11 protein-coding genes are annotated in these 14397 nt (G+C 36.5%); 8 read left to right on the plus strand and 3 right to left on the minus strand.

All coding sequences use genetic code 11. The features are described 5' to 3' along the window. The first annotated feature begins 10 nt into the window (after positions 1-10). The 8 genes from LU301_RS11270 (at position 11) to LU301_RS11305 (ending at position 10568) form a co-directional block, all read left to right on the plus strand. On the plus strand, positions 11-379 hold the full coding sequence (locus LU301_RS11270; RefSeq protein ID WP_305270871.1) for a hypothetical protein: 369 nt from the start codon (positions 11-13) through the stop codon (positions 377-379). Positions 380-444: 65 nt separating this feature from the next. Beyond that, entirely contained in the window at positions 445-1146 is a 702-nt protein-coding gene (locus tag LU301_RS11275) for a phage minor tail protein L (RefSeq protein ID WP_305270873.1), read from the plus strand. A gap of 1 nt (position 1147) precedes the next feature. Beyond that, entirely contained in the window at positions 1148-1924 is a 777-nt protein-coding gene (locus LU301_RS11280; protein ID WP_305270875.1) for a C40 family peptidase, read from the plus strand. Beyond that, on the plus strand, positions 1921-2496 hold the full coding sequence (locus tag LU301_RS11285; RefSeq protein WP_305270876.1) for a tail assembly protein: 576 nt from the start codon (positions 1921-1923) through the stop codon (positions 2494-2496). Before LU301_RS11280 ends, LU301_RS11285 begins: the two co-directional genes overlap by 4 nt. A gap of 35 nt (positions 2497-2531) precedes the next feature. Then, on the plus strand, positions 2532-8954 hold the full coding sequence (gene gpJ / locus LU301_RS11290; RefSeq protein ID WP_305270879.1) for a TipJ family phage tail tip protein: 6423 nt from the start codon (positions 2532-2534) through the stop codon (positions 8952-8954). Then, a complete protein-coding gene (locus LU301_RS11295) occupies positions 8951-9514 on the plus strand; it encodes a DUF4376 domain-containing protein (protein WP_305270882.1) in 564 nt (187 codons plus the stop codon). Before gpJ ends, LU301_RS11295 begins: the two co-directional genes overlap by 4 nt. Positions 9515-9560: 46 nt before the next feature. Then, complete coding sequence (locus tag LU301_RS11300) at positions 9561-9881, plus strand: phage holin family protein (protein ID WP_305270884.1); 321 nt, start codon at positions 9561-9563, stop codon at positions 9879-9881. Positions 9882-9935: 54 nt separating this feature from the next. Further along, positions 9936-10568 carry an N-acetylmuramidase family protein gene (locus LU301_RS11305; protein WP_305270886.1) on the plus strand — a complete coding sequence of 211 codons (633 nt, stop codon included), beginning with the start codon at positions 9936-9938 and terminating at the stop codon, positions 10566-10568. Positions 10569-10742: 174 nt separating this feature from the next. On the opposite strand, the gene recJ is transcribed toward LU301_RS11305, so the two are convergent. From recJ to LU301_RS11320, 3 genes are all read right to left on the minus strand, one after another. Continuing rightward, positions 10743-12449, minus strand: a complete 1707-nt coding sequence (gene recJ / locus LU301_RS11310) for a single-stranded-DNA-specific exonuclease RecJ (RefSeq protein ID WP_305270889.1) — start codon at positions 12447-12449, stop codon at positions 10743-10745. A gap of 79 nt (positions 12450-12528) precedes the next feature. Next, the gene (locus tag LU301_RS11315; protein WP_305270891.1) at positions 12529-13113 is read right to left on the minus strand and encodes an OmpW/AlkL family protein; all 585 of its coding nucleotides are present in this window, start codon (positions 13111-13113) and stop codon (positions 12529-12531) included. Between the two features lie 141 nt (positions 13114-13254). Beyond that, a complete protein-coding gene (locus LU301_RS11320) occupies positions 13255-14247 on the minus strand; it encodes a metallophosphoesterase (RefSeq protein WP_305270894.1) in 993 nt (330 codons plus the stop codon). Positions 14248-14397 lie beyond the last annotated feature (150 nt).

Here is a 14397-nt window from a genome sequence, read left to right on the forward strand (position 1 = left end):
TGGAGTTATTATGAAAACTTTAACTACACATGAAGTTGCCTTGTTGGTGGCTTTTTCATTTCATGTACAGCAAATGTTACAAAATCATGGCGAAGAAGCCAATATCATCAAAATTGAATTTGATGTTGAATCAGGCGATTTTGATGTCGAAACCAACAAAAAAGAAACGGGCCGCCGCCGCCGTATCTCTAAATTGATTGCTGATGTGGTAAGTTGGGCAAACGGTCAATTAGATAATTTAGAATTTATCCAAAAATTAACCGTACAAAAAATGGTATGTCATTATGATAACGGTCAATATAGCATTGATTTGCTTGTCGAAGACACCACAAGCACCGATGAAACAACTGCAACAAGCGATGAATTAAGTGAAAACTAATTTATCAGAATAAAACAAATAGAATGGTGGCGAAAGTCATCATTCTGCTCATCTTGGGGGATAAAATGTTAAATGCTGATTTTCAAAAATTACACGTTGATGGTTTAATTACACTATACGAACTCAATGCCGAAAAATTGGGAGCAGGTATTTTACGTTTTCACTCGCATATGCAATCTGGCAATATTGTGTTTAGGGGACAAACATTTGAACCGATGGCTATGCAAGTGTCAGGCTTGGAAATGCGAACCGATGGTAAAGCCTCAGCCCCTAATATGACAATGGCAAATAACATTAATGGTATTCAAGGGGCGGTATCGGCTTATTGTTTACAATTTAATGACTTTGCAGGAGCTGAATTAAAAGTCATTACCACCTTAGCTAAATATTTAGATGCGGTTAATTTTGATGATGGCAACCCACACGCAAGCGATGAATGCAAAGAGCAAATTTGGTACGTTGAGCAAAAAACATCAGAAAATGCTCAACAAGTCAGTTTTGAATTGTCTAATCCTGTTGATTTTGAAGGTCTAAAAATCCCTGTACGTCAAATTAGTAATTATTGTCATTGGGCAGTTTGTGAAAAATATCGTGGCGAAGAGTGCGGTTATACAGGTACAGCTCGCTTTAATTATGATAATCAGCCGACAGATAATCCTGAACTAGACAAATGTTGTGGTACGCTTAAAGCATGTCAGTTACGTTTTGGGCGTAATAAACCGCTCTCATTTGGCGGTTTTCCTGCCAGTAGCTTATTGGGGAATTAGTATGCAATTATCCGATGGATTAAAACAAAAAATTTTAGACCATGCCAAGCAATGTTACCCTGCTGAATGTTGCGGTCTTATTGTCAATGATGATTATATACCATGCCAAAATATTGCTCCTAATCATAATCAGTTTGAGATTTGCCCTAAGGATTGGGCAAAAGCGGAAGATATGGGCAAAATTCAAGCCATTGTACATTCGCACCCTGACGGCTCAACCCAAGCCAGCGATTTAGATTTACATCAAATTGAATTGCACAGTTTAACGTGGATCATTATCAGTTATAGCGAGTTAGAGTATGCCGATAAGCCTGATTTTGCTGTTTATACGCCGTGCGGTTATCAAGCCCCACTCATTGGACGAGCCTATTATCATGGTTGGCAAGATTGCTATGCTATTGTGCGAGATTTTTATCAACGTGAATTCAACATTGCCCTGCCTGATTTTGAACGCTCTGACTTGTGGTGGGAAGATAAACATCATCAAGCCTTGTATGCCGATAATTTTAGTAAAGCTGATTTTGTCGAAGTGGAAAATACAGGACATTATCATTATGGCGATGTGTTATTGTGCCGTGTCGGTCGTACTGAGCATATTAATCATGCTGTGATTTGGCTTGGCGATAAAACTACGCTAAAAAGTGAAAATGTTGAACCTTGTGTAGGCAATACCATTATTTTACATCACCCTTATAACCGTCCATCGGTGCGTGAAATTTTTGGGCAAAATTGGGCGGAACGTGTGGCAAAAGTGGTTAGACATCGAGATTTATTATGATGAAAACAATTAAATTATACGGCATTTTGGCGAAAAAATTTGGCAAAGAATTTAAATTAGCAGTTGATAGCACCAAAGAAGCTATGCGTGCGTTGTGTGTACAAGTGCAAGGTTTTGAACAATTTATGCTCAATGCTCATTTACAAGGTTTACGTTTTGCAGTCTATCATGATGATGTCAATATTGGCGAAAATGAATTAGACATGGCTCATTCATCAAAAGTGATTAAAGTAGTGCCTGTGGTGGAAGGTGCAGGGGGCGATAATGGCTTAATGCAAACTATTCTGGGAGCGGTGCTAATCGTGGTCGGTATTGTGGGGAATATTTACGGCGGTTGGGGAACGCCATTTATTCAAGCGGGGATTGGCTTAATGGTCGGTGGTATTGCTCAAATGATGATGCCTAAAGTCGATACCCAAGACCAAAACCAAGATGGCAATAAAGCCAATAAAGGTTTTGGCGGTGCGGTTACAACAGTCGCACAAGGTAATCCTGTACCGATTTTATATGGCGAGCGTGAAGTCGGTGGCTTTATTGCTTCAGCAAGCCAACGTCCAGAAGACCAGTTGTAATATTTTTTGATTGTGTGATGTGTAAGGTGGATAAAATGAATAAAATTATCGGTGCAAAATCAGGTAGTGGCAAACAACGGAAACCTGTTATCGCTCCTGACAGTTTACAATCTAAAGTGTATATTAATATGCTGTATGGCTTATCAGAAGGCGAGATTGCAGGATTAGCCACAGGCGATGAACAAAGCATTTATTTAGATGATACGCCACTTAAAAATGCAAGTGGCGAGTGGAATTTCCAAAATGTAACGGTGGATTTTCGTCATGGCACAAACGACCAAACGTATATTGAAGGCTTTCCAGATGTCGCTAGTGAAGTAGCGGTTAATGTTGAATTACGACATGGCACGCCGTGGGTCAAATCATTTAACAATCTTGATTTGGATGCGGTACGTGTACGCCTAAAATGGGGAGCGTTAAAACAACAAAATGCCGAAAATGGCGATGTTAATGGTGTGCGTATTCAGTATGCTATTGATTTAAAAATAGACAATTTAGCATGGCAAGAAGTGTTAAATACCGAAATTAATGCTAAAACATCAACTAATTATGAACGTTCACACCGTATTGATTTGCCAACAGCTCAACGTGGGTGGCAAATCCGTGTACGCCGTATTACGCCTAATTCTACATCTGAATATGTATCTGATAAAATGTACATTTCAGCCGTTACCGAAGTAGTGGATTTAAAATTACGCTATCCAAATACTGCCCTATTGGGTTTACAATATGATGCTGAACATTTTAGCAATGTGGCAAAAATGGCTGTACGCTTAAAAGGCTTAAAAATCAAAGTACCAAGTAATTATGACCCTGAAACACGACAATATCACGGCTTTTGGGACGGCACATTTAAACGTGAATATAGCAATAATCCTGCATGGATTTATTATGATATTTGTACTGCTGACCGTTACGGCTTGGGCGAAAGATTAAAGCCATTTATGGTGGATAAATGGAGTTTATACCGCCTTGCACAATATTGTGATGAAATGGTATCAGATGGTAATGGTGGATTAGAGCCACGTTTTACGCTCAATGTTTATTTGCAATCTGCTGACGATGCATTTGCTATTTTGTCTAAAATGTCTGGCGTGTTTCGTGCAATTAGCTATTGGAACGGTCAGCAAATTATTTGTGATGCAGATATGCCACAAGATAGTATGTACAGTTTTAGCCGTGCCAATGTAATTGACGGGCAATTTGAATATACAGGCACACGAGCAAGAGACCGCCACACTGTGGCCAAAGTGGCTTGGGATAATAAAAACAATCGTTTTAAAACAGAATATGAATTTGTACGAGATGAACAAGCCATTTCTAAACTTGGTATTAAATTTGTTGATATTCAGGCGTGGGGCTGTACGTCCAAAGGACAAGCACAACGTGCAGGTTGGTGGGCGTTAAAATCTGAACAATTAGAAACTCGTATGGTGTCTTTTAAAGTTGGGCTTGATGGTTATATTCCCCAACCAGGGAAAGTGATTGAAATTTCGGATGAATTATTTGCAGGGCGAGCCAACGGTGGGCGTGTATCTGCGATCAATACGAGCAAAAATATCATCAGCTTAGATAGAGCAATTACCGCCAAAGCAGGCGACAAATTGATTATTAATGGCGAAAATGGTAGAGCTGAAACTCGTATTATTCAAACGGTGCAAAATCATCAAGTTACGGTAACACAACCTTTTGATAATATCGCTGTCGAAAATGTTTGGGTGTTGGATAGCAAAGATTTAGCAACCATGAAATTTCGTGTGCTGTCGATTACTCAAGATGAAAAACATCAATTTAAAATTACCGCCGTGCAATACACACCCTCTAAATATGATGCTATTGATACAGGGGCTTATATTGATGAACGTCCTATTTCTGTGATTAATCCCAAAATTCAAGCCCCTGTTACAGAAGTAAATATTGAGACTGAATATCGCACCGTGCAAGGCTTAAATGTAGCAACGATGATTATTAGCTATCCACAAGTCAGCGGTGCGGTCAAATATCAAGTTGAATGGCGAAAAGATAATGGCAATTGGATTAAATTACCTATCACAGGAGCAAATAGCGTAGAAGTGGTCGGTGTCTATGCAGGTCAATATGAAGCACGAGTAACTGCTATTAGTGCGTTTGATGTTCATTCTTTAGCCACACATTCTACTTTAACCGCCGTACAAGGCAAAGCAGGCAAACCACCCAAATTAGCCAGATTAACGGCTACAGGCACGCTATTCGGTATGCGTTTAGACTGGGCATTTAGTGCAAAATCAGAAGATACGGCATACACCGAAATCCAAGTATCGCCAGATGGTCGCTCCAATATTGCCACACTTGGACAGTTTGCCTACCCTACTGATACACACCAAATTCAAGGCTTACAAGGCAATTTAACACAGTTCTATCGTGCTAAAATTGTTGATAGATTAGGCAATGAAAGCGACTGGACGGATTGGACAAGCGGTACAACATCAGCCGACCCACAAGCCGTATTAGAAATTCTGGAAGGTCAAATCAACGAAAGCACGCTTGATAACATACTCACAGGCAAAATCAATACAGCAGTAACCACAGGCACGGCAAATACACAAGCGATTTTAGCCGAGCAACAAGCACGCACCCAAGCAGTAACCGCAGAAGCACAAGCACGAGCAACAGCAATTAGCAATGAAGCCAAAGCACGCACTGCTGAAATTAATCAACGTGTTACCGCTTTAAATAGCGAAATTGGTACAACTTTAGCAGGATTACAAAATGGCTTAACCCAAGAAATTCAACAGCGTAAAGATGGCTACAATAGCACGCTTGCAAATCTTAACGCTTACAAAGTCAGTAATGATAGAGCCGTTGCAAATGTTATTGAGCGTGTCAATGTTAGCGTGTCGGATATGTCGAGTAATGCAAGTAAAATTAATGCCTTACAAAGCGAATTAAACAACGTCAATAATACACTTGCAAGCAAAGCAAGTACAACCGCCCTAAACGCATTAACCACTTGTGTAACGCAACAAGGCTCAAATATTACTGCGATAAGCAATGATGTACGTAATTTACAATCAAGCATTAGCACGGTACAAAATGGCTTGGCAAATAAATTAGATGCAAGTGTGATTAGCAATTATTACACTAAAATCGAAACAGATAATGCGATTAGTGGCAAGGTTGAAGAGTTTAATGCGAATTTGACTGTTGGCGGTGTTAATATCTTGCCTAATTCTCATGTAGAAAGAACGGGAAAAAATGAACATTTATATTATGCGATTTTACCAGAACTTAAAGAATTTTATTTAAATAACCCTGTTGTAACGATTTCTTTTGATATTAAAGTTCCTGTTGTTGGTCGTGTACAAGTTTATAGTACCAATAACTCAGGTGTTTATTTTGTAGCAAACATCAACGTTACGGAAATTAATGTTTTTAAAAGATATTCGGTTACGGTTACTCCAAAACCACATACTAATTCTCCGAATAATCCTAATGGCACACTAGAGTTCTGGGGAGTTTATGGTACTGGTCGTATTCCAACAGTTAAAAATGTTAAAATTGAAAGCGGTAATAAAGCAACCGATTGGACACCTGCTTTAAGTGATGTTGATGGCAAAATTAATGCAAATGCTCAGGCGATTAATACAATTAACAGCAATGTAAGCAATCTCAATAATACATTAACATCACAAAGCCAACAACTCACGCAATTACGCAATGATTTAACGCTGACCAATGCTAATGTAGCAACCAAAGCCGATACAACGGCACTCAACACATTAGACAGCCGTGTAACGCAAACTAATGACCGTATCACAGCCGAAAGTCAAAAAATTACTGCATTACAAAACAGTTTAGATACGGTTAGTGGCACTTTAAATAGCAAAGCCGATAGTTCTGCTCTATCAAACTTAAATACGACCGTTCAAAATATCAACGGTGCAGTAACAACGCAGGCAAATCAAATCACACAGCTTGAAAGTGGATTAAATACGGTTAATCAAACGCTGAATAATAAAGTCAATGCAAGTGCTTTAAGTGATTATTACACTAAAACCGAAACAGATAATGCTGTCAGCGGTAAAATTGATGAATTTAAAACCAGTTTAGTGATTGGTGGCGAAAACATTTTAACTTTAGACAAAGCCGTGTTTTCAAGTAGTGATATTTCTCGTAAAGAATTAATAAATGCTTATGATGAACATTATCGTATTACATTGAATAGAAGAGCGTTTCCTTTTAATTCTGAATTTCGCTTAGCACAAGATTTAGATTTACAAGGAGAATATGTATTTTCATGTCAAATTCGTGCTTCAAAAGCATTGATGGTTCACCGTATTTTTCTTAGAGATATAAACTGGGCTTATTCTTATGCTAAAACTAATATTGCAGTAAATGAACAATGGCAAACGATTGAATTTACACAAAACATCAATACTCGTATTATTCATTTTGGCGTTCGCTTGGAAAATAACACTATTTGGAATGCTGATGATTGGTTTGAAATTCGTTATGTACAATTACAGCGTGGTACAAAAGCTACCGCATTTCATAAAGCAAGTGCGATTGTTCAAAACAGTATCAATGCAAACGCTCAAGCCATCAACACAATCAATAGTAATGTATCAAATTTAAACAATATTGTTACATCACAAGGTCAAGCCATTACCCAGTTGAATAATAATTTAACTGCTATTAATACTAATGTCAGCCAAAAAGCAGACAGCACAGCATTAACCGCTTTAGATAATAAAGTAACACAACAAGGCAATAACATCACATCTCAAGCAAATCAAATTACCGCACTACAAAGCGGATTAAATACCGCAAATCAAAATATTGCCACTAAATTAGATAGTTCAGCCATTGTTAATTATTATACAAAAGCTGAAACGGATAATGTCATTGGCGGTAAAGTTGAGCAATTCAAAGCGACTTTAGATAATACATCATTATTACCCGACCCTAACATGAGCGATGTAAATAGTTGGTGGTCGCATTATAATTATGATTTTAGTCAATATTTAAAAACGGTAACAGATGGCAAGGTTGCCCCAACTGTTTTTAGAAAAGATACACGGCACTCTGCTTGTTGGAATTACAATAGAACAAGTGTGCCTAATATTCGCAAATATAAATTATCTGCATGGGTTAGACGTAGTAGCAACTCTGCTGGTGCAATGTATTTTACTTATCGCTTTTTAAAAGCTGAAGATAACCAAATTGTTCAATCACAATATGGGAATTTTGGCAATATTACAGCTAAAGTTCCTGCAGATGAAAGTTGGCATTTAGTATCATTAACTGTAGATTTAACTCATAGAACAGACATTGCCAAAATCTTTTTTGGTTTTGCAATCGGTCATGCACAAGTTGGCGGTTGGTGGGAATTGCAAGGTTTTAGATGTGAATCTGTATTATCAAGTAATGATATGGATAATACTGTAGCAACGGCAACGGCACTACAACAAACTAACACTAATGTCAGTAATTTAAACAGTCAATTAACAACTCAAGCCAAACAAATCACAACATTAACGACACAACAAAATAGCCAAAGCACCACCATTAGCCAACAAACACAAACCATTAACGGCATTTCAGCGGTGCGTGCGGTTACGGTGGATAACAACGGTGTGATTAGCGGTTATGGCTTAATGTCTGAATTGAGAAATGGGCGTGTTACATCACAGTTTGGCGTAAATGCTGATACGTTTTATATTGGTTCGCCATCAAACGGCAAAAAACCGTTTATTTTCAACGCAAGCCCACGAGTGATTGATGGCGTGAGTTATCCTGCAGGGGCTTGGATTAATTCAGCTTATATTGCAAATGCGACTATTAAAAATGCTCACATTCAAGATAGCACACTTGAAACAGCCAAAATTAAAGATGGGGCAATTACTAACGCAAAAATAGCAAATGCCAGTATTGATAATGCCAAAATTAAAAATGGCTCAATTCAAACAGCACATATTCAAGATTTAGCGGTTGGCGAAATAAAAATTGCTCATGGTTCTGTAACTGTTGGTAGTTTAGTTTCAGGAAAAATCAATGCTGTACCGTCTTTTACAATTTTAGAAGTAGCAAATAAAAAAATTTTAATGTTGCTTAAAATCAAAGCTAAAATTACTATAGATAATAGATTTTCTAGTAGTAATCTACGATATAACCCTGCTTTTATCATTAAAAGAAACGGTAAAGAAATTAAACGTTATAATGCCTATATGAAACAAGTAGGTTTGAAAGGTGGGTATCAACGTTGGGAAGGTGGAGATGGTGGTTTTGTTATTTCGTCTGTAGAATACGCTTGTGAATTTGATATTAATGAATATTTGTGTGATTTAAACCTAACAGGTCGGCAAATTTATTCATTTGAATTTTTAGATGATACTGATAACGGTAAATGGGATGGTAAATCTACAAATTTCATTAATTCATCATCAGTTGAAGTTGTATTTTTGGAGTTAAAGAAATGATATATCTTTGCATTGTTTCAAAACACGGTCAATATCAATCGTCATTTATAGCTGATAATGATGTCATTCAAATCAACACTAGCCATATTGATGAACATCTTAAAATTAGCATTCCGCCTAATGATTTAAGTGATTACTGGGATTTTGATTTGCAACAATGGCAATCAATTGGAGAAACACCTAGTCCACATCATCAATTTAATTATGAACTTAAACAATGGCAAGATGTACGCACGCTTGATGATGTCAAATATCAAAAATGGCAAGAAATCAAAGCTCAACGTCATGCTTTAGAGTTTGGCGGTGTGATGTTCGAAGGTCATTATTATGATAGTGATTTAATATCACAACAACGCATTGCTACAGCGATTGCATTAAATAAAAGTGTACAATGGAAGACTAAAGATAATCAACTGGTTGATTTGACACATAAACAGTTAAAATTGTTACATCAAGCTATTGCATATCATATCACACAACTGCATTTAAAATCTGAACAATTAAGGCAGATGATTGAAGTCGCTGAAACCATTGCAGATGTTGATAAAATTAGTTTTTAACCCTAACCGCTTATTCAAATAAGCGGTTTTTTATTGGAGTAATCTCGTGGACGAAAAAGACCCAACAACCTACACGGCTATTACCTATGTGTGGGTGTTTTTACTAGCGATGTCAGGCGGTTTAGTTGCATTTATTCGCCGTCTGAACAAGTCAAAAGAAGAGTTACCGCTTACCATGATTTTTTGCAAATTAGGTGGCGAATTGATTGTAAGTGGTTTTGCAGGTGTTGTTACATTTTATTTGTGTGAGTATTGGAATTTTGCCCCATTGCTGACTGCGGTATGTGTAGCAATTAGTGGACATTTGGGTGGTGCAAGCATTGATAAAATCGTACAGATTTTTGAAACGCTGATGAAAAAACCGTAAACAATTTTAATCAACAGCCCAATAGAAATATTGGATTTATTTTTGGAGTAAATGATGTCTAAATTTTTAACTGATGAGCAAATCCGTGAAGTTGCAGATAAAAACGGCTTAGAATTTGGCGTGATTAAAGCAATTTATCAAGTGGAAAGCAAGGGCAAAGGCTTTTTAGCAAGTGGCGAGCCTAAGATTTTATTTGAGCGTCATATTTTTTGGCGTGAATTAAATACGTTAGGCTATAAAACTTTAGCACGTCAAATGTCGGCTTTACGCCCTGATTTGTGCCATGCTAAACCAACACCTAAAGGTGGTTATGGCAAAGTAGATGAGCAACATCAACGCTTACAAATGGCTCAAGATTTATTGTTGAAAGTACGTCCTGATAGTGATGAAAATTTACAAAATATTATCCGTGAATGTGCCTTAAAAGCGTGTTCGTGGGGATTGGGGCAAATTATGGGCTTTAATCATAAATTAGTCGGTTATGATGATTTACAATCATTTATTAATGCTATGTATGAAAGCGAACAAGCCCAATTACAAGCCATGATTAACTTTCTAAAATCGGCAGGGCTGACAGGGGCAATGAACCGCAAAGACTGGCACACCATCGCACGAACGTACAACGGCAAAAATTATCAAAAGTTTAATTATCATAATCGACTTGCTCAAGCCTATACGAATGCTTAACTATTATTTTTAAATATTAAAGTAGGAGCAAACCTCTTACTTTAATTATTTACACACAAAAAACACACTATTTTATATTTTTAATATATTTTAAATTAAAAATCAATATATTGACACTTATATTAATAGTCCGCCATCTCCACCAATCACCTAAAAATAAATCATAAATATATCTTAAACCGACTTTAAATAATTCACTTTAAGTTGTAATTCTACTTGTCCATTAAATTCATTTTTATCCAATTCATATACCAAAAATACATGGGTAGATTGTGGGTCAAAATACCATTTATCTTTAGCATTAAACGCAATTGCTTGTAAAGACTGCCCTGTTGATGTGGTTAAAAATAATTTTAAATGCGTTTCTTTCAACCAACGATAATCCATCACATAAAATTTCCCTTCAAACACAGGCGATGGAAATTTATGTCCCCATGGTGCATAGTATTGAATTTGCTCTACTGTGGATAAATTAAACTCATCTATGGATAACTCTCCATCTGTCCACAGTTTTGCGGAAAATAATTCATCATCACATTGGGAAATTAATTCACAAAATACACGCTTAAATTCATTAAAATATTGTTTTTCAATGGTTAATCCTGCTGCAGCTGAATGTCCACCAAAAAAGCACACTAAATGTGGATATTGTTCTGCTACACGTTCAATCATATCTCGAATATGAATACCATCAATCGAACGTGCTGATCCTTTGATATACTGTGGATTAATATCAGGAGCAAATACAATACTCGGACGATGAAATTTGTCTTTTAAACGTCCTGCCACGATACCAATCACTCCTTGATGGAAATGCTCCTCAAACATCACTAAAGCTGATGGTAAGTTATGATGTTGTATTTCAATATGTTGTAACTCTTCTAATACTTGCTGTTTCATTTTGGTTTCAACTTGACGGCGTTCTAAATTTAATTGGTTTAAACGTTCCGCTAAGCTATAAGCAGTCTGCCAATCTTCTGCCAATAAACATTCTACACCAATTTGCATATTATCCATACGTCCTGCAGCATTTAAGCGAGGACCAATACTAAAACCAAAATCTTGTGCTTGTAACAATTCCGCTTGACGTTTTGCCACCTCTAAAATTGCCAAAATACCTAATCTACACTGTTTTTGGCGAATTTTTTTCACTCCCGCATCAATCAAAATACGATTATTATAGTCCAGTTGTGCTACATCAGCATACGTTCCTAAAGCCACTAAATCTAAATATTGGCTCATTTTAACATTTGATTTTTGCTGTTTAGCACGATGTGTCATTAAACTAGCCAATACATAAAATGCGACACCTACGCCTGCCAAATTTTTACTTGCAAATTCACAACCCAACTGATTTGGATTAACCACCGCTTCTGCTTGTGGTGTAGCTTTAGTGGTTAAATGATGGTCAGTAATAATCACTTGCATACCCAATTTTTGGGCTTGCTCCACACCTGCATGACTAGAAATACCATTATCTACCGTAATTAATACATCAGGTTGAAATTGTTGATAAGCTAAATCAGCAATGGCAGGTGTTAAGCCATAACCATATTTAAAACGGTCTGGTACTAAATATTCTACATTTGCTCCTAATGCACGTAATGCTAAAATCATCAATGCGGTACTGGTTGCACCATCAGCATCATAATCACCGATTATAATAATTTTTTTATGTAAATCAATCGCTTGGTCAATATATTCAACTGCTTGTGTTAAACCTTTTAAATTAGGCTTTAATAAATGTTGTAATTTTAATTCTAATTCTTGCTCTGATGATAAACCACGCCGAGCCATCACTCGTGCCATAAACGGAGAGAGATGGGGAAAGGATATAGGGTCTGTTAAAAATGGGCGTGTTTGAACCTGTAAACTCATCATTAACCTAGCAAAATCTATCACAATAAAAAAGACTAAGCCTAAACTTAGTCTTTTTATGATTTATAACCACATAAATCGATTAGAAACGGTAGCTATAACCAAGTGTATAAACCATTGGGTCAATGTCTAAATCGAATTTAAGTGTATCATTAACTTTAACTTCTGGGCTTAATTTAGCATAACGAGCATCGAAGAATACGCCCCAGTTTTTCGCATCAGCTGGCTTATATGTAAAACCTACTTGACCTGCAACACCAAAAGTTTCTTTAACGTCTTTAACACCTTCAACGTCCCAAGGAATAAACGCTGCACCACCTACACCAACGTAAGGGTTAAAACGACCATCTTGGTTAAAGTTATATTTAACTGTAACAACTGGTGGTAAATGCTTTAATTTAACAGCATTAGCACCATTAATTTTTACATCGTGGTTTACTGGAGTAGCCAATAAAACTTCAGTAGATAAACCAGTATTACCGAAGAAATATTCTACAGATGGTGTAAACGCATATTCATTTGCAGCTTCAACAACACCAACACCCGATACAGTTGTATCTTGAGTAGGATTAACTAAAGAACCACCTACTTTAACTTGGAAATTACCAGCCATCGCAGCTGAAGAAAGACCAACTAATGCGATAGCAATTGCAGTTTGTTTTAACATTTTAAAACACCTCTTAAAAAACCTATTAATATAATACTTTTTACATAGCTTTTTGACAAGTATTTTTGCATATTTTTTTAACACACTTTATATAAACAACTGATATTTATATGGATATATTTTGTAACATTTTAATGAAAATTATATTAATTCAATCACATCAATAGTTGGTGGTGTTAAAAAACGAAACGGTATGCCCACCATACCTGTACCGACACTCACAAAAAGTTGTGCTTGTTCATGTTGATACCAACCTTCACGATGTCCCAAAATTGAGCTTTGTCTTAAATAAAAATTGGTAATCCATGGCAATGCGACTTGTCCACCATGTGTATGTCCAGACACCATTAATACTTTACTATTTAACTTTGGCATTAAATCAACCGTATCAGGATTATGTGCCATAATAATATAAGGTTTATCATCAGGACATTGCGGTAATAAGTACATATCCGCTTTACCTGCCCATAAATCGCCAACACCCACTAAATAAAATTGTTCATGCTCAATAATACAACCTTCCACATCAATGACATTTGCCTGCGTCAAACCGTGTTGTAATAACTCTCTTACTGGCGGGCCGGGACATTGCTCATCATGATTACCCAAAACAGAATATATCGGTGCTTGAATTTTTTTAAAAATCTGTAATTCATCAGCTAATGTTGCATAAGGCTCATAAGTCCAATCGCCAATCACTAATACCATATCAACTTCAATTTCATTGATACGTTGCACGATATTTTCTAATTGTTTACGATGTCCTGAAAATAAACCTATATGTAAATCTGATAATACAACCATTTTTATACTTTTGGACTTATCTTGTGCATTCAATAATCCATCATAGCGGTGATATTTTACTCTTAATGTTTTAGGCTCAATAAAACGTGCATAAATACACAAGACCAGAAATAATCCTAATATTACACCAACTATAACCGATAATTGATAGCTATAAACTGCATAGAGCACTATTGCTAATAGGGGAAAGAATAAATAAGGCAAATACCATGCCAATAAATGCACAAAAGATTTAAAAGGTTGTACAGTTAAGGTTTTAGCTTGATGTCGCCATGACTGCACAATTGCCCAACACAAGACTAACAATAAACTCCAATATAAATAAGTCATTGCCAATGCCTCGAAGATGGTTGAGCAAATAAAGTAATCATAAGCGTGGGATTTTACCTTGATGAAATCAATATCAACACATCATTCTCAACTCATAGTAAATTATTGATTTTGTGTAGGGGCGAATGATTATTCGCTCGTACAAAATTA

Origin of the sequence: Moraxella sp. ZY210820 (assembly GCF_030674635.1) — a bacterium.
GTDB lineage: Bacteria > Pseudomonadota > Gammaproteobacteria > Pseudomonadales > Moraxellaceae > Acinetobacter.